The 17,369-nt window shown below is 65.1% G+C and carries 16 protein-coding genes; 13 read left to right on the top strand and 3 right to left on the bottom strand.

Translation table 11 applies throughout. From position 1 onward, the window contains the following. The first annotated feature begins 8 nt into the window (after positions 1-8). From QA640_RS28035 to QA640_RS27995, 9 genes are all read left to right on the top strand, one after another. Positions 9-866 (top strand): carbohydrate ABC transporter permease, encoded by an 858-nt coding sequence (locus QA640_RS28035; RefSeq protein WP_283036112.1) that lies wholly within the window; start codon positions 9-11, stop codon positions 864-866. Positions 867-869: 3 nt separating this feature from the next. Next, on the top strand, positions 870-1,976 hold the full coding sequence (locus QA640_RS28030) for an ABC transporter ATP-binding protein (protein WP_283036111.1): 1,107 nt from the start codon (positions 870-872) through the stop codon (positions 1,974-1,976). Positions 1,977-1,997: 21 nt separating this feature from the next. Continuing rightward, positions 1,998-3,107 carry an ABC transporter ATP-binding protein gene (locus QA640_RS28025; protein ID WP_283042910.1) on the top strand — a complete coding sequence of 370 codons (1,110 nt, stop codon included), beginning with the start codon at positions 1,998-2,000 and terminating at the stop codon, positions 3,105-3,107. 2 nt (positions 3,108-3,109) lie between these two features. Further along, complete coding sequence (locus QA640_RS28020; protein WP_283036110.1) at positions 3,110-4,690, top strand: FGGY-family carbohydrate kinase; 1,581 nt, start codon at positions 3,110-3,112, stop codon at positions 4,688-4,690. Next, positions 4,683-5,720: a 2-hydroxyacid dehydrogenase gene (locus QA640_RS28015; protein WP_283036109.1), complete on the top strand. Its 1,038-nt coding sequence runs from the start codon at positions 4,683-4,685 to the stop codon at positions 5,718-5,720. Before QA640_RS28020 ends, QA640_RS28015 begins: the two co-directional genes overlap by 8 nt. Positions 5,721-5,739: 19 nt before the next feature. Next, positions 5,740-6,498: a class II aldolase/adducin family protein gene (locus tag QA640_RS28010; protein WP_283036108.1), complete on the top strand. Its 759-nt coding sequence runs from the start codon at positions 5,740-5,742 to the stop codon at positions 6,496-6,498. Then, a complete protein-coding gene (locus QA640_RS28005) occupies positions 6,495-8,003 on the top strand; it encodes a glycerol-3-phosphate dehydrogenase (RefSeq protein WP_283036107.1) in 1,509 nt (502 codons plus the stop codon). The genes QA640_RS28010 and QA640_RS28005 overlap by 4 nt, the downstream gene beginning before the upstream one ends. Before the next feature lie 68 nt (positions 8,004-8,071). Next, entirely contained in the window at positions 8,072-9,130 is a 1,059-nt protein-coding gene (locus QA640_RS28000) for a HoxN/HupN/NixA family nickel/cobalt transporter (RefSeq protein WP_283036106.1), read from the top strand. Positions 9,131-9,259: 129 nt separating this feature from the next. Continuing rightward, on the top strand, positions 9,260-10,348 hold the full coding sequence (locus tag QA640_RS27995) for an AI-2E family transporter (protein ID WP_283036105.1): 1,089 nt from the start codon (positions 9,260-9,262) through the stop codon (positions 10,346-10,348). A 3-nt stretch (positions 10,349-10,351) separates the two neighbouring features. Here the strand turns inward: QA640_RS27995 and QA640_RS27990 are convergent, their stop codons facing one another. Then, positions 10,352-10,873: a GNAT family N-acetyltransferase gene (locus QA640_RS27990; RefSeq protein ID WP_283036104.1), complete on the bottom strand. Its 522-nt coding sequence runs from the start codon at positions 10,871-10,873 to the stop codon at positions 10,352-10,354. Between the two features lie 144 nt (positions 10,874-11,017). Between QA640_RS27990 and QA640_RS27985 the strand changes: the two genes are divergently transcribed. Genes QA640_RS27985 through fabI form a run of 4 tightly spaced genes read left to right on the top strand, consistent with a single transcriptional unit; the run spans position 11,018 to position 16,237 of the window. After that, positions 11,018-13,240, top strand: a complete 2,223-nt coding sequence (locus QA640_RS27985) for a DUF3141 domain-containing protein (RefSeq protein ID WP_283036103.1) — start codon at positions 11,018-11,020, stop codon at positions 13,238-13,240. Positions 13,241-13,269: 29 nt separating this feature from the next. Next, positions 13,270-14,232, top strand: a complete 963-nt coding sequence (locus QA640_RS27980) for a phosphate acetyltransferase (RefSeq protein WP_283036102.1) — start codon at positions 13,270-13,272, stop codon at positions 14,230-14,232. Between the two features lie 5 nt (positions 14,233-14,237). After that, positions 14,238-15,452: an acetate kinase gene (locus QA640_RS27975; RefSeq protein WP_283036101.1), complete on the top strand. Its 1,215-nt coding sequence runs from the start codon at positions 14,238-14,240 to the stop codon at positions 15,450-15,452. Then, positions 15,449-16,237 (top strand): enoyl-ACP reductase FabI, encoded by a 789-nt coding sequence (gene fabI, locus QA640_RS27970; RefSeq protein ID WP_283036100.1) that lies wholly within the window; start codon positions 15,449-15,451, stop codon positions 16,235-16,237. Before QA640_RS27975 ends, fabI begins: the two co-directional genes overlap by 4 nt. 10 nt (positions 16,238-16,247) lie before the next feature. Here fabI and QA640_RS27965 read toward each other — a convergent pair whose 3' ends face one another. Continuing rightward, positions 16,248-16,706 carry a MaoC family dehydratase gene (locus tag QA640_RS27965; RefSeq protein ID WP_283036099.1) on the bottom strand — a complete coding sequence of 153 codons (459 nt, stop codon included), beginning with the start codon at positions 16,704-16,706 and terminating at the stop codon, positions 16,248-16,250. Positions 16,707-16,718: 12 nt separating this feature from the next. Then, entirely contained in the window at positions 16,719-17,369 is a 651-nt protein-coding gene (locus QA640_RS27960; RefSeq protein ID WP_283036098.1) for a 3-oxoacid CoA-transferase subunit B, read from the bottom strand.

The raw sequence follows: 17,369 nt of genomic DNA, 5'->3' as shown, positions 1-17,369 counted from the left end.
AGGCGGCGATGGATCATTCCAGTCTCTCAGGTCGCATCTTCCGGGGCGTGGCGCTGGCGCTGGTGCTCGTCTTCTTCATGTTCCCGATCGTCTGGATCCTCATGATGTCGTTCCAGACGAATGAACAGATCCTGCGGATTCCGCCGCACATCCTGTTCGAGCCGACGCTCGCAAACTACCAGGCGCTGATCTCGGGCCAGCTCCGCACGACGGCCGGCAATCTCGAGATCTCATTCATGCGCAACCTCATGAACAGTTTTGTGCTGTCGAGTGCCGCCGTGCTGCTCGCGCTTTTGCTCGGCGTGCCCGCGGCCTATGCCTTCGCGCGGTTCAAGTTCCGCCTGGGCGAGAGCATCGCGTTCACGCTGCTGTCGTTCCGCTTCGCGCCGCCTCTGCTCGTGCTGCTGCCGTTGTCGCTCTACTATCAGCAACTCGGACTCAGCGACACCTATTTCGGCATCGTCTGGGTCTATCAGCTCATCGCGCTGCCCCTGATCCTGTGGATCGTGCGCGGCTATTTCGAGGACATCAGCCCGGATATCGAGCACGCCTATCGGCTCGCCGGACATTCCTGGCGCGAGGCCTTTACCCGCATCGCCGTGCCGCTCGCCGGTCCCGGCATCGCGGCGGCGGGCCTTTTATCCTTCATCTTCTGCTGGAACAATTTCGTCTTCGCGCTGATCCTGGCCTCAGCCGACAAGCAGCCGGTGACGGTCGGCGCGCTCGCCTTCGTGACGGCATCCGGCATCCAGTACGGCCAGATCGCAGCCGCCATCGTGCTCTCGGTGACGCCGACGCTGCTGCTCGCGCTCTATGCGCAGCGCTATCTGGTCGAGGGTCTGTCGCTCGGCGCGGTGAAAGGCTGACACATGGCGCGTCTCGAACTCAATTCCGTCGGCAAGGCTTTCGGCGCGGTGCGCCCTGCCGACAACCTGTCGCTCATCGTCGAGCCCGGCGAGATCGTCGCGGTGTTCGGGCCTTCGGGCAGCGGCAAGACCGTGCTGCTCCGCATGATCGCGGGCATGTTCGAGCCCGATGAGGGCGATATCCTGGTCGGCGGCCGTTCCATCGTCGGCGCACCGCCGGAGCGGCGCGGCATCGGCATGGCCTTTCAGAACTTTGCGCTATTCCCGCACATGAGCGCGCAGGACAACATTGCGAGCGGTCTGCGGGCGAAGGCGGCAGGCGGTGAGGTGACTTCGCGGGTTACGTCGATCAGCCGGCTGCTGAAGATCGAGCACGTGCTCGGCCACATGCCGCGCGAATTGTCGAACGGGCAGAAGCAGCGCACGGCGCTGGCGCGTGCGCTGATCGGCAATCCGGAGGTGCTGCTGCTGGACGATCCCTTGCGCAATGTCGACGCCAAGCTCCGCTACGAGATGCGCCTGGAGCTGCCGAGCCTGTTGCGCCGCAGCTCCGCCGCGGTGCTCTACGTCACCCAGGACTATCGTGAAGCCATGGCGATCGCGGACCGCATCGCGGTGCTGATCGAGGGCCGTCTCGTCCAGGTCGCGCGTCCCGAAGAGATCTACGCCAGGCCGGCGTCGGTTGCGGTGGCGCGCCTGTTCGGCGATCCCAGCATCAACCTCGCCGAGGTCACACCACACGCCGAACAGGGCGCGCTGACGGCCGAAGTGGCCGGTACGCGTGTGCGCCTCGAGTCCCCCGACCGGCAACCGGCCGATTATGGCGCCTGCTGGCTCGGCGTCCGTCCGGACGATCTCACGGTCGCGCGTACCGTCAGCGAGGGCGCGATTCCGGCGCGGATCGTCGCGGTCACGCCGATGCATGAGCGGGCTGTGCTGCTGCTGCGTTTTGCCGACGGCACCGAATGGCTCGCCGCTCTGCCGCCAGACGCTGCGGTGGGAAGTGCCGAAGACAGCGTCTTCGTCCGCTTTGCGCCGGAGTCGGCGCTCCTGTTCGATCGTGCGAGCGGCTTGCGCATCGGCCTGCCGCAACGGCGGCAGGCGGCGTGAGGGGAGCGGACGACCATGGCCATGCTCGAAATCCAGAATGTCGACAAGATCTACCGTAGCCGCGGCAAGGCGCCGGTGCATGCCGTGCGGGCGCTTGATATGGACGTGAAGAAGGGCGAGATCGTTGCGCTGCTGGGATCGTCGGGCTGCGGCAAGACCTCGACCTTGCGGATGATCGCGGGCTTCGAGAGCGTGACTTCGGGCGTGATCGCGCTGTCACAGCGGCGGATCGACGAGCTGCCGCCGGCGAAGCGCAAAGTGGCGATGGCGTTCGAAGGTTATTCCCTTTATCCGCCGCTGACGGTTCGCGAGAACATTGCCTTCGCGCTGAAGGCGCAGCAGCTATCGCGTAGCGAAATCGCGCGCCGGGTCGAAGCGATCGCGCGACTGGTCGAGATCGAAGATATTCTCGACAGCTTTCCACGCGCCATTTCGGGCGGGCAGCAGCAGCGCGTCTCGCTCGCCCGCGCACTGGTGCGCAACGCCGACCTTTATCTGCTCGACGAGCCCATGGGACAGCTCGAACCGCAACTGCGTGCGGTGCTGCGCGGCCGGATCAAGGGCCTGCTGGCCGAACGCGGCATGACGGCGATCTTCGTCACCCATGACCAGACGGAGGCGAGCGCGCTCGCCGATCGCATTGCGGTGATGGAGGATGGCGTCCTTCAGCAATTTGCGAGCGAGAAGGAGTTGAAGAACCGCCCGGCCAATCTGTTCGTCGCCAGCTTCATCGGCGAGCCGCCGATGAATTTGCTGGGGACGGAGGTTGCACCCGCCGATGGCGGCTTCCGCCTGTCGGTCGGCTCCGACATCGCTTTCGCCATTCCAGGCGAAACGCTCGATCAAGTGGCACGGCAGGCGCTTGCGCAGACCAGGCGTGTCCGGGTTGGCATCCGCCCGCAGAAGATCGCTGTCGGGGCGGGCGATGTTCGCGTGCGGGTCGTGTCCAATCAATGGCTCGGCGACCAGTCGCATGTCGCAGGCGAATGCGCCGGCCATCTCCTGATCGCGGTGACGCCGAACCGGATCGCGGCGCGGCCGGGCGACGTCATCGCGTTCGCGCTGGAACCGCGCCACCTCCATATCTTCGGGGCCGACGGCACCTGCATTCGCCATGCAGAGGGAGGCTGACCATGCAGGCCTCGCCGCAGCGCGACGTGATCATCGGCATCGATGCCGGCACGTCTCTGATCAAGACCGTGGCGTTCACGCGCGACGGGCGGCAGCTCGGCGATTTCTCTCTGCCCAATACATACGCGACCTCGCCCGGCGGCCATGTCGAGCAGGACATGTCGCGGACCTGGACCGACACGGTTGCCGCGTTGCGCGGGCTGGTGGCGGCCGTGCCGGATATTTCCACGCGCCTCGCGGCCATTGCCGTCACAGGACAAGGCGACGGCACCTGGCTCATCGACGATGACGGCCGCCCGGTCGCGCCGGCGCTGCTGTGGCTGGATTCCCGCGCCGCCGGCCTCGTGGAAGTGATCCGCTCCAGCGAGCGCAATGCCGCACTCTACCGCCGCACCGGCTCCGGACTCAACGCTTGCCAGCAGGGGCCGCAACTCGCGTGGCTGCAGGCGCATGCGCCAGGGACGCTGTCGCGGGCCAGGACAGCCTTTCACTGCAAGGACTGGCTCTACTTCCTGCTCACCGGCCAGCGCGCGACAGATCCGTCGGAATCGACCTTCACCTGCGGCGATTTCCGCAAGCGCCGTTTCGATGCGGAGACTGCGCGCCTGATCGGCATCGCCGATTGCGCGGCCCTGTTTCCCGAGGTCGTCGACGGGGTCACGACGACACATCCGCTGAGTGCGCCTGCCGCCATCGAGACCGGACTGCCCGAGGGCGTGCCGGTCTCGCTCGGCTATGTCGATGTGGTCTGCAATGCGCTCGGCGCGGGGCTCTACGATCCGGCTCCCGATGTCGGCTGCACCATCATCGGGTCGACCGGTATGCATATGAGGCTCGCGACCAGCGCCGATGCGGTCACGCTGAACGCGGAGGCAACCGGCTACACCATGCCGTTCCCGGTTGCCGGTCACTATACTCAGATGCAGTCCAACATGGCGGCGACGCTCAACATCGACTGGCTGCTCGATCTGGCGCGCGATCTCCTGGCCGCCGAGGGCGTCGCGCGCTCGCGCGCCGATCTGATCCGCCGTCTCGATGAAAGGGTGTTGGCGGCAAAAGCCGGCGAGCTCTTGTTTCATCCCTTCATCTCCGATGCCGGCGAGCGCGGGCCCTTCGTTGCGCATGAGGCTTGTGCCCAACTGATCGGTCTGCGGTCGCGCCACGGCTATTGGGACCTGATGCGCGCCGTGATGGAAGGGCTCGCCTTCGCCGCGCGCGATTGCTATGCCGCGATGGGCGCGTTGCCGGGCGAGGTGCGGATCACCGGCGGCGCTGCGCGCAGCCGCGCGCTCGGGGTCATCCTTGGCGCTTCGCTCGAGTGTGATGTGCGCGTCTGTAGCCGCGGCGAGGCCGGGGCTGGTGGGGCTGCGATGATCGCAGCCGTCGCAATCGGACTTTATCCGGATATGACGGCCTGCGCGGAGGATTGGGTGAGACCGTATTTGAACGAGCTGCAAACGCCGGATCCGGCGTTGGCCGCGCGCTACGCCAAGATGTTCCCGGCCTATCTGGAGGCGAGGCTCGCGGCGCGGCCGGTCTGGAAGCAGCTTGCAGCGTTGCGTGCAGGAGCCGGTCATGTCTAGCATCGCCATCGTCGGTGATCGCTTCATGCTGCCCTCGGTGTTCGCCGAGAAGATCACGGCTGCCTGCGGCAACGGTGTCGACATCCGCCTTCTGGAGCAGCCCTGGCCGGACGAACCGATGGAGCATGGCTATGCCGGCTCGAAGCTCGACGGCCTGAAGGAGTTCATGGGTGATCCGGACGAGGTCGCCAATTTCATCGGCGACGCAGCGCTGCTCGTGACGCACCTCGCGCCGATCTCGCGGTCGATGCTGGAGCGCTTGCCGAACCTGAAATTCATTGCTGTCTCGCGCGGCGGTCCCGTCAATATCGACATGCAGGCGACGCGCGATCACGGAGTGATCGTGGTCAACACCCCCGGTCGCAACGCGAGCGCGGTCGCCGAGTTCACCATCGGCGCGATCCTCGCCGAGACCCGCCTGATCCGTTGCGGGCACGAATCGCTGCGCGGTGGCGAATGGCGCGGCGATCTCTATCGCGCCGACCGTACCGGTCGCGAGCTCGGCGAGATGACGGTCGGGATCGTCGGCTATGGTGCGATCGGCACCCGCGTGGTCAAGCTGCTCAAGGCGTTCGGCTGCAAGATCCTGGTCGCCGATCCCTACGTCCAGCTCAGTGCGCAGGATCGCAATGACGGGGTCGAGCACGTCGGCCTTGCGGACCTTCTGGCGCGCGCCGACGTCATCAGCCTGCATGCCCGGGTCACCAGTGAGACGGCGGGCTTCATCGATCGCGCAGCGCTCGCGCTGGTCAAGCCCGGGGCGTTGCTGATCAACACGGCGCGCGGTCCGCTGGTCGACTACAAGGCGCTTTTCGAGGTGTTGTCTTCGGGCCGCCTTGGTGGCGCCATGCTCGACACGTTTGCGGTCGAGCCGGTGCCGCCGGACTGGCCGCTGCTGAAACTGCCGAACGTCACGCTGACGCCGCACATCGCCGGCGCCTCCTTGCGCACCGTCACCATTGCTGCCGATCAGGCCGCGGAAGAGGTTCGCCGCTATCTCGCCGGCGAGCCGCCGCTCAACCCTTGCTGAAGACGAAAGGTGTTTTGACATGACCCGTGAGGAGCGACAGTTACGCGAAGCGATCATCGCCAAATGCCGGTGGATGAACGCCTCGGGTCTGAACCAGGGGACATCAGGGAATATCTCCGCCCGCTACAAGGACCGGATGCTGATCACGCCGTCGGCGACGCCGTATGACGCGATGAAGCCGGAGATGATCGCCGCAATGCCGCTCGAAGGCGAATATGGCACCTGGGAAGGACCGCTGCAGCCGTCCACCGAATGGCGGTTTCATCTCGATATCATGCGCGGGCGGCCGGATGTCGGCGGCGTCGTCCACACACACTCGACCTACGCAACCGTGCTCGCCATCGCTCGCAAATCGATTCCCGCCTGCCACTACATGATGGCGGCGTTCGGCGGCAACGACATCCGCTGCGCGGGTTATGCGCGGTACGGTACTGCCGAGCTATCCGAACTCGCTCTGCAAGCGCTCGAAGGCCGCAACGGCTGCTTGCTCGCCAATCACGGCATGATCGCGGTGGGTGCCAGTCTCGACAAGGCGATGTGGCTCGCCGTCGAGCTCGAGACCATCGCGCGGCAATACTATCTCTCGCTCGCGCTCGGCGCGCCGCACATTCTGAGCGAGGCGGAGATTGCGGAGACGGCGAAGGGATTCTCGACTTACGGATTGCAGGCGCCCAAGCCCAAATCCAACGCCAAGTCGAGTCCAAAGCCTGCCAAGGCGCGCCCAGCGAAGGCGGCAGCACGGCAACGGGTCGAGAAGAAGCACAGCGGAAAGCGATGACGGGCGCTGCGCCTGACGCGGGCAGGGATCACGGGCTTGTCGACATCGCCATCATCGGCGGCGGCATCAATGGCGCCGGCATCGCCCGCGATGCGGCGGGACGCGGGCTGAAGGTTCTGTTGTGCGAGAAGGACGATTTCGCCGAAGGCACCTCGTCGCGCTCCGGCAAGCTCGTGCATGGCGGGCTGCGCTATCTCGAATACTACGAGTTTCGCCTGGTCCGTGAGGCCCTGATCGAGCGCGAGGTGCTGCTCGCATCCGCCCCGCACATCATCTGGCCGATGCGCTTCGTGCTGCCGCACTCCCCGGAGCAGCGGCCGGCTTGGCTGGTCCGCACCGGTCTGTTCCTCTACGACCATCTCGGCGGCCGCAAGCGCCTGCCTCCGAGCCGCGGGCTCGACCTCGCGCATGCGCCGGAGGGCGCGCCGTTGCGCGCCGAATTTCGCCGCGGTTTTGAATATTCGGATTGCTGGGTCGACGATGCCCGGCTCGTGATCCTCAACCTGATCGATGCCGCAAGCAACGGCGCCAGAATCCTGCCGCGCACCCGCGCGGTGAGCGCGCGCCGGGAAGGGGACGTCTGGCGTCTGGACATGCAGAGCGAGGACGGCGGCTCGCAGATCGTCCGGGGACGCGCGCTCGTCAATGCGGCAGGCCCGTGGGTGCAGGACGTCGTGCAGGGCGTCGCCGGCCTCAACTCCTCCCACAGTGTGCGGCTGGTCAAGGGAAGCCATGTGGTGGTGCGGAAATTCTGGAGCGGGCCGCAGGCCTATCTGCTCCAGAACGAGGATCGCCGCGTCATCTTCGTCAACCCCTATGAGGACGATCTCGCGCTGATCGGCACCACGGACATTCCTTACGATGGCCGCGCCGAGGACGTCGCGATCGACGAGAACGAGATCGACTATCTGCTCAAGATTCTGGGCCGTTACTTCCGGGCTCCGCCGCGGGCCAACGAAGTGGTCCATGCCTTCTCGGGCGTCCGACCGCTCTATGACGACAACGCGGACAATCCGTCCGCCGTGACGCGCGACTATGTTTTCGAGGTTCACGGCACGCCGGACACCCCGCCGCTGCTGTCGATCTTCGGCGGCAAGATCACGACCTATCGCAAGCTCGCCGAGCATGCGCTCGGGCGTCTGGAGGTCTGGCTTCCCAAAATGTCTCCGGCATGGACAGCGCGGGCGCCGCTGCCTGGCGGCGACCTCGGCGGTCCCTTCGATGATTTCGTCGTCAACCTTGCGCGCGAATATCCGGACCTTCCGCGCAAGCTGATTCATCACTATGCGCGCCTTTATGGGACGCGTGCCCATCAGCTCCTGGGCTCGGCACGCATTTCCGCCGATCTCGGACGTCATTTCGGCGGCGACTTCTATGAGCGGGAAGCCGCGTTTCTGCGCGAGACAGAGTGGGCGGAAAGCCCTGCCGACTTCCTGGACCGACGCACCAAGCATGGCCTGCATCTGACGCCGGCCCAGCGGGCCGCGTTCGAGAGCTACATCTAAGCTTGCCCCCTTGTATGATGGTTCGATAGAAAGATCATACCGGGAGTGCGCTGGATGGAGCAGGTCGCGTGACGAAGTGGTCTTGGCAGGAGAACAAATCCGGCACCCTGTTGCTGTTCGCAGCAGGGCTTATCCTCGCCAACATCGCCGCATGGATCTGGGCCTTTGCACGGTTTTCCGACCGGCCCGCGGTGATGGCGACCGCGCTGCTTGCCTGGGTGTTCGGCCTGCGCCACGCCGTCGATGCCGATCACATCGCGGCCATCGACAATGTCGTGCGCAAGCTGATGCATGCAGGCGATGCGCCGAACAGCGCCGGCCTCTATTTCGCGCTCGGCCATTCCACAGTGGTGGTCGTTGCCACGCTGCTGCTCTGGCTCGGCGTGGCAAGCCTCGGCGGCGACGGCCTGCTCAAGACTGTCGGCGGCCTGATCGGCACCTCGGTGTCGGCGCTTTTCCTGTTCCTGATTGCCGCGGTCAATCTCGCCATCTTCATCGGCCTCTGGCGGACGCTGCGCGCAATCCGCCATGGCACCCATGATGCCGAAGGCATCGATGCGCTGCTGGCCGGCCACGGTTTCCTGGCGCGGCTGCTCGCGCCGATGTTCCGTATGGTGTCGAAATCCCAGCACATGTTTCCGCTCGGTTTCCTGTTTGGGCTCGGCTTCGATACCGCGAGCGAGATCGGGCTCTTGAGCATTTCCGTCACGGAAGCCGCGCGCGGCGCATCGCTGTCCGATGTGCTGGTGTTTCCTGCGCTGTTCGCCGCCGGCATGGCGCTGGTCGACACCGCCGATTCGATGCTGATGGTAAGCGCCTATCGCTGGGCCTTCGTCGATCCCATGCGCAAGCTTTGGTACAACCTCACCATCACCGGCGCCTCCGTGCTGGTCGCGCTGTTCATCGGCGGTGTCGAGGCGCTCGGGCTGATCGGCCAGCGTTTCGGCCTCGACGGCGCGCTGTGGACGCTGGTCGAAGGCCTCAACGGCTCGCTTGCCAATTTCGGCCTCGCGGTGATCGCGCTGTTCGTGATCGCCTGGGTCGTTTCCATCGTCAGCTATCGCGTTGCGTTCGCCCGCGCCGGGCCCGGCGTCCTGAAGTGCGTCGATGCCGTCGAGGTGGCCTGAGTTTTTCTCCCCTATACGAGGTTGCCGGGAACCTCGTTCGCCGGAGCGGCGATCATTGATCTGGGTCAACAGGGCCATGCGAGGCCGATCGATATCTTTGCGAAGGCTGCCTTGAGATGAGTGTCCGCCGTGAAGACGCTTCGTCAGCTCTTGTCCGCAGAAGATATCATCCAGCTCCTGATCCGGCTGGGCCTGCTGGCCCTGCTGATCATCTGGACGTTCGTCATCATCCGTCCCTTCGTGTCGATTCTGACCTGGAGCGCCGTCATGGCGGTGGCGTTCTATCCTGCCTTCAGCTGGCTCGCCAAACTGCTCGGCGGGCGTCCCCGGACGGCGGCGGCCATCCTCACGCTCATCGCGTTCGGCATCGTCGTCGGCCCGGCCGCCTGGCTCGGCGTGAGCGCGGTGGAGGGCGTGAAGGATCTGGCAAGCCAGCTCGGCTCCGGCGAGCTCGTGCTTCAGCCGGCGCCGCAGCAGGTCAAGACGTGGCCGTTGATCGGCCCACAGCTCTATGAACTCTGGGATCAGGCCTACACCAACGTGCGGGCGGTGGCGCGCGAGATCGCGCCCTATCTGAAGCCGCTTGCGGGGCCGCTGCTGTCGTTCGCAGGCGATGCCGGTCTCGGCACGCTGCAGTTCCTGGTATCCGTCCTCGTGTCCGGCATTCTCCTTCCCTTCGGACCGCAGCTCGTGGCGGTGACCCGAGGTTTCCTGATCCGGATCGTGCCGGAGCAGAGCGAGCACTTTCTGGAGCTGGCGGGAGCGACGATCCGCGCGGTGGCGCAGGGCGTGATCGGCGTCGCGATCGTTCAGGCGTTGCTGGCTGGCATCGGCTTCAAGCTGGCCGATGTTCCAAGCGCAGGCCTTCTGGCTTTCGTGGTCCTGCTGCTGTCGATCGTGCAGATCGGCCCCCTCATCGTTCTCCTGCCCGTGATCATCTGGATCTGGGTGGACAAGGACGTGACGACGGCGTTGCTCCTGACGGTGTTTCTCGTCCTTGTCGGCTTCCTCGACAACATCCTGAAGCCGCTCGTGATGGGGCGGGGGCTGACCACGCCGACGCTTGTGATCCTGATCGGCGTGATCGGAGGAACGCTCGCGCACGGCATCATCGGGCTCTTCATCGGGCCGATCATCCTGTCAGTGGCCTGGGAGCTCGCCGCGGCGTGGATTCGCATCGACAGCGGGGTGCCGGTGGGAAAGCCGACGAGCGACTGAACCCTAGCCGAACTCAAGGACAAGATGGACCGTCTGCGGGTCTCGGCGCGCGGCCGGCCTGAAGCCGGACCTTTCGAACACGCGTAGCATCGCCGCGTTCTCGGGCAAGACCTCGGCCGTCAACTCCCGCAATCCGCCATCGCGCGCGATCCTGATGAGGTGCTGCATCAGGAGCGAGCCGAGTCCGCGTCCCTGGAACGCGTCGACCACGACGAAGGCCATCTCCGCACGTCCGGGCTCGAACACGATGTATCGGCCACCTCCGACAATCATCTCTCCGTCGCCTCCACGGACAAATGCAGCGAGCGCGACGTGATCCTTGAAGTCGACCTGCATGAAGAAGGCGCGCTCCTTGTCCGAGAAGTGGCGCTTCATGGCAAAGAAGCGACGCTGCAACGATTGCGGGCTGGTCCGCTCGATCGCGGCCAGCATATCCGCCTCGTCCTCGGGACGCAGCGCCCGGATCTCGACCGGGCTCCCATCCTTCAGAAACTCCTGAGCTGAATAGTTCGCCGCCTCTGCCATGGGGTTCCGATACCGCCTCGGCCATGATCGCTGCCGAGCTCCCTATTTCGAGATCGCTTCAAAGGGCCCCCGACGTTGACCTAGATCAACGTTCGCCGCCGGCCGCGCACCTTGAATGACACAGTGCGACAGCGAGGTCGGAACATGTCCATGGACAAAGCACAGCTCCCCGGTGGTCCCATGTCTGGGCTGGTTGCGTCGGCCGTCGAATATCTGGTGGATGCGGGCCAGCGCAGCGTCCTGTTCCTGGACATCATGCGTCAGCGCGGTGACCAGTATCGGGAACATGTCGCGCAGACCGCGCCGCATGTCCTGCACTACGCCGCCGAATTGATCATGGACGGCCGCAAGCTGGACGAACCGGTCAATTATGCGCTGGTGCGCATCATTCCGCCCAAGGGCGTCGACATCGATATGAAGCGGCGGCCGTTCGTCGTGGTCGATCCCCGCGCGGGCCATGGGCCGGGCATCGGCGGCTTCAAGGCCGACAGCGAGATCGGCGTCGCAATGAAAGCGGGCCATCCCTGCTACTTCATCGGCTTCCTTCCGGAGCCGATGCCGGGACAAACCATCGAGCGCATTGCCCGCGCCGAAGCGCTGTTCATCGAGAAGGTGATCAGCCGTCATCCCGAAGCGGACGGCAAGCCCTGTGTGATCGGCAATTGCCAGGCCGGATGGGCGGTCATGATCCTGGCGTCGCTGCGGCCGGAACTGTTCGGACCGCTGATCATTGCCGGCGCGCCGCTCGCTTATTGGGCAGGTGTGCACGGTCAATACCCGATGCGCTATTCGGGCGGGCTGCTCGGCGGAAGCTGGCTGACGGCGCTTGCGAGCGATCTCGGCGGTGGCAAGTTCGATGGCGCCTGGCTGGTGCAGAACTTCGAGAACCAGAATCCCTCGAACACGCTCTGGACCAAGCAATATAACGTCTATTCCAAGGTCGACACCGAGGCGGATCGCTACCTCGAGTTCGAGCGCTGGTGGGGTGGGCACGTCAACCTCAACGCCGAGGAGATCCAGTTCATCGTCGACGAGCTGTTCGTCGGCAACAATCTCGCGGCCGGCAAGATCGAGATGTCCGACGGCCAGAAGGTGGATCTGCGCAACATCCGCTCGCCGATCGTGGTGTTCTGCTCCAAGGGCGACAACATCACCCCGCCACAGCAGGCGTTGCATTGGATCCTCGACTGCTATGCCGATGTCGATGAGATCAGGGCCTATGGGCAGACGATCGTCTATACCGTGCACGAAAGCGTCGGCCATCTCGGCATCTTCGTGTCCGGCGGCGTCGCCAAGAAGGAGCACGCGGAATTCTCCGGCAATATCGATCTGATCGACGTGCTGCCGCCCGGGCTCTATGAAGCGACGTTCGAGGTGAGGGGCTCTGATACCCTCAATGCCGATCTCGCGGCCGGCCAATGGATCATGCGCTGCGAGGCGCGGACGCTGGACGATATCCGCGCCATGGGCGGCAATTCGCCCGAGGATGAGCGGCGGTTTGCCGCCGCCAAACGCGTTTCGGAACTCAATCTTGCGGCCTATCAAAAGTACGTTCAGCCCTGGATCAAGGGCATGGTGACGCCGCAAATGGCGGAATGGGCGCGCAACATGCATCCGCTGCGGCTGCAATATGAGGCCTTCAGCAGCCAGAATCCGTGGATGTCGGTGGTGAAATCGGCCGCCGACGAGGTCGAGGACAAGCGCAAGCCGGTCTCGAACGACAATCCATTCCTGGCGTTCCAGGAACAGATGTCCAAGCAGATCGTTCACGCGCTGGATAGCTGGCGGGATTCGCAGGAGGCGCTGAGCGAAGCCATCTTCCTCAATGTCTACGGCTCGCCGGCCTTGCAGGCGGCGGTCGGAGTGGATCCGAACGCCGCGCCGTCGAGCAGGCGGGAGATGACGGCCGAACACCGAGCGATGCTGGATCGGCGGATCGCCGAGCTGAAGTCGAAGATCGGCGAAGGCGGCCTTCGGGAGGCAGCCATTCGAGCGCTGCTCTATGTCGGTTCCGCCCGCGGCATGGTCGACGAGCGCAGCATCGAGGCCTTGCGCCAGGTTCGGCGCGACCATTCCGGACCCCGGTTGACGCTGGCTGAGTTCAAGATGCTGGTTCGCGAGCAATTCTTCATGTTGCTGCTCGATCGGGACGGAGCCCTGGCTGCGATTCCGAAAATGCTGCCTGACGACGTCAATCAGCGGCGCGCAGCTTTCGCGGCGATGCGCCACGTGCTGTCGGCCGCCGAAGAAATCACGGGCGAGCGGGCAAAGCGCCTGAAGCAGGTCGCTGAGCTCTTCGCTGTAGGTGAGGCAGCGGAGCCCGTGTCGAACGTCGCCCCTTTCGATCCCCAGGCAAGGGCGTCGTAACGCGCATTGACAGGTTTGGGAGTGACATCATGTCGGCTGAAACGACGCAAACGCATGCGGGCAGCAAATACGACCGTTTGATCGCGGCCGCCAAGGCCGTACCGCCCACGCCGACGATCGTGGTCCACCCCTGTGACGAGACATCGCTGCGCGGCGCCATCGACAGCGCGAGCGCGGGCATCATCCGGCCACTGCTGGTCGGTCCGGAGCGGAGAATAAGGGAGACCGCGAGCAGGTTTGGCCTCGACATCGCCGGGTATGAGATCGTCGATGCGCCACATAGCGACGCGGCCGCGGCCAAGGGCGTCGAACTGATCCACGAAGCCCGCGGCGAATTGTTGATGAAGGGCAGCCTGCACACCGACGAGCTGATGCGCGCTGTAACCGCCAAGGTCGGCGGGCTGCGCACCGACCGGCGCATCAGCCACGTGTTCATCATGGACGTGCCTGCCTATGCCGAGACCATTTTTGTGACAGATGCGGCCATCAACATCTTTCCCGATCTCGACGCCAAACGCGACATCATCCAGAACGCGATCGACCTCTACAATCTTGCCGGCTTCGGCAAGACGCCGCGGGTGGCGATTCTGTCGGCTGTCGAGACGGTGACCTCCAAGATTCCCTCGACGATCGAAGCTGCCGCGCTCTGCAAGATGGCCGATCGCGGCCAGATCACCGGCGGCCTGCTCGACGGTCCGTTGGCGTTCGACAATGCCATCGATGTCGAGGCGGCGCGGATCAAGGGCATCAAGTCCGAGGTGGCCGGCCGGGCGCAGATCCTGGTGGTGCCTGATCTGGAGGCCGGCAACATGCTGGCGAAGAATCTCGCCTACTTCGCCAAGGCCGATAGCGCCGGGATCGTGCTTGGTGCCCGCGTGCCGGTGGTGCTGACGTCGCGGGCCGACAGCCCGCGGGCGCGGATGGCGTCCTGCGCCGTGGCCGCGCTCTATGCCTACGCACGGCGCCAAAAGGCGCCGACAGTTGCCGCGTGACCGCCATGGATACCATCCTCGTCATCAACGCCGGCTCCTCGAGCGTCAAGTTCCAGGTCTACTCGATCGACGGCGAGGGCACGCTTCGTCGGCAGATCAAGGGGCAGATGGACGGCATCGGCAGCCGGCCGCGCCTGCGGGCGAGCGGGGCAGGCGGCGATCCCCTGGCCGATCGTGCCTATCCGATCGAGGCGATCCCGGACGTTCCGGCCGCGATGCAGGTCGCGGGCGAGTGGCTGAGAGAAGAGGTTCGTATCCATCCCCTGGCTGTCGGGCATCGTGTCGTGCACGGCGGGCCGGAATTTGAGCGGCCCGTCCTGATCGATCATGGCGTGGTGGCGCGCCTGGAGCGTTTCGTCCCGCTGGCGCCGCTGCATCAGCCGCATAATCTGGCGCCGATCCGTTCGATCCTTGCGAACTTCCCCGCGCTTCCGCAGGTTGCTTGTTTCGACACTGCGTTTCACCGCAGCCATGGGTCGCTTGCCGATCACTACGCGATCCCGCATCAGCTCCATGCCGAAGGCGTGCGGCGCTATGGCTTTCATGGCCTGTCCTACGAATACATCTCGAAGACCTTGCCGCAAATCGCACCCGAGATCGCCAAGAGCCGGGTGATCGTTGCGCATCTCGGCAGCGGCGCCTCGATGTGCGCGATGAAGGGCGGGCGGAGCGTCGAAAGCACCATGGGCTTTACGGCACTCGACGGCCTGCCGATGGGGACGCGCCCCGGCCAGCTCGATCCCGGCGTCGTGCTCTATCTGATCTCCGAGAAGGGCATGTCGGCGGCGAAAGTGCAGGACTTCCTCTACCGCGATTGCGGACTGAAGGGCCTGTCCGGCGTCAGCAACGACATGCGGGAACTGGAAGCGAGCTCGGATCCACGCGCAAAGCTTGCGATCGATTACTTCGTCTATCGGATCGGCCTCAGCGCCGGGATGCTCGCGGCCGCCTTGCAGGGCCTCGACGCCTTCGTCTTCACCGCCGGCATCGGTGAGAACTCGGCCAGCATTCGCGCGCGCGTCGCCGAGCAACTCGGCTGGCTTGGCGTCGTGCTCGATGCGACCGAGAACGCGCGCAACTCGCGGCTGGTTTCGCGACCGAACAGTCTCATTCCCGTCTACGTCGTGCCGACCGACGAGGAACTGATGATCGCGCAGCACACGTTGGCGCTGCTGATGAACGGAAAATCGCAAAACGCCAGATCTGAGAGGGTGTCATGATTCCCGTGTATCCGGAGACGAAGGTTGCGCTGAAGGGAAAGAAAGGCCTCGTTGTTGGCATTGCCAACGATCAGTCGATCGCTTGGGGCTGCGCACGGGCGTTTCGCGCGCTCGGCGCCGAGCTCGCCGTGACCTATCTGAACGATCGCGCCAAGAAGCACGTCGAGCCGCTGGCGCAGGCGCTGGAGGCGCCGATCTTCATGCCGATGGACGTGATGGTCGAGGGCCAGACAGAGCAGGTGTTCGAGCGCATCGCGAAGGAGTGGGGCCAGCTCGATTTCCTGCTGCATTCGATCGCCTTCTCGCCGAAGGAGGCGCTGCATGGGCGCGTGGTCGACGTCGGCCGCGAGGGCTTTCTCAAGACCATGGAGGTCTCCTGCTGGTCGTTCCTGCGCATGGCCCATCTGGCGGAGCCGCTGATGAAGAACGGCGGCACCCTATTCACCATGACCTATTACGGCAGTCAGATGGTCGTGGAGAACTACAACATCATGGGCGTGGCGAAAGCGGCGCTGGAATCGGCCGTCCGCTATGCCGCGGCGGAGCTCGGGCCGAAGGGCATCCGTGTGCACGCGATCTCGCCGGGACCGCTGGCGACCCGCGCGGCGTCAGGCATTCCGGAGTTCGACGAGCTCATGGACAAGGCGCAGTCGAAAGCGCCCTCGCGCAGTCTCGTCAGTATCGATGACGTCGGCAATGCCACCGCGTTCCTGGCGCTCGACGGCGCAAAGCTGATGACCGGCGGCGTGCTCTATATCGATGGCGGCTACCACATCATCGACTGAGGCTTGCCGCTTAGCGGTAGTGCAGGGCGATCAGCTCGGCGACGCAGGCGGGCTTCTTGCCACCTTCGATCTCGATGACGAGATGATAGTTCACGCGCAGGCCGTCCGGCGGCACGTCCTCGGCTTCGGCGACCGTGACGCGGCCGCGCAGCTTTGAGCCGGCCGGGACCGGAGCCAGATAGCGTATCCGGTCTGCACCGTAGTTGAGCGTGTTGCGCAGGCCCTTCAGGCCGATCACAGAGCGGATGAAGAGCGGGGCGAGCGCCAGCGACAACAGCCCGTGCGCGATGGTCTTGCCGCCCGGCATCTCCTTGCTCGCGCGCTCCTGGTCGACATGGATCCACTGCTCGTCGCAAGTCGCCTCGGCGAACTGGTTGATGCGGTCCTGGGTGATCTCGATCCAGTCGCTGGCGCCGATCTCGGTGCCGACCGCGGATTTGATCTCTTTGAAATCGCTGAATATCCGCATGGCCCGGCCTCGTCAGATCTTCATTTCCGGCACGTCGTCGGGAACGGTCAGCTCGGCGTCCGTGACGGCCATGATCTCGCCGATACTGACGCCCGGCGCGGTCTCGAGCAGCGTCGCCTTGCCGTCGGGAAAGCCGATCACGGCCATGTCGGTAACGACCAGGCTCACCGGCCGCGCCGAGGTCAGCGGCAGTGTGCACTTGGCGACGATCTTCGACTTGCCCTTGGCCGCGTGCTGCATGGCGACGATGACGCGCTTGGCGCCGCTGACGAGATCCATCGCCCCGCCCATGCCCGGCACCATCTTGCCGGGGATCATCCAGTTGGCGAGGTGGCCGTGCGCATCGACCTGGAGGCCGCCGAGCACGGTGACGTCGACATGGCCGCCGCGGATCAGCCCGAACGACATCGCGCTGTCGAAGGTGGCGGCGCCGGGCAGGGCGCTGATCGGGCGACCGCCGGCATCCGTCAGCGTCGGATGAGCCATGCCTTGCTCCGGGATCGGCCCGGTGCCGATGAGGCCGTTCTCCGATTGAAAGAACACCTTCAGATCGGGCGGAACGAAGTTCGCGACCAGCGTCGGAATGCCGATGCCGAGATTGACGAGGTCGCCGCTCCTGAGCTCCTTGGCGACGCGCCGGGCGATGATGGTCTGTGCATCCAT

The organism is Bradyrhizobium sp. CB82 (genome assembly GCF_029714405.1).
Lineage (GTDB): Bacteria > Pseudomonadota > Alphaproteobacteria > Rhizobiales > Xanthobacteraceae > Bradyrhizobium.
Note: the sequence above shows the minus strand (reverse complement) of the source record. Positions and strands in the feature narration are given on the sequence as shown.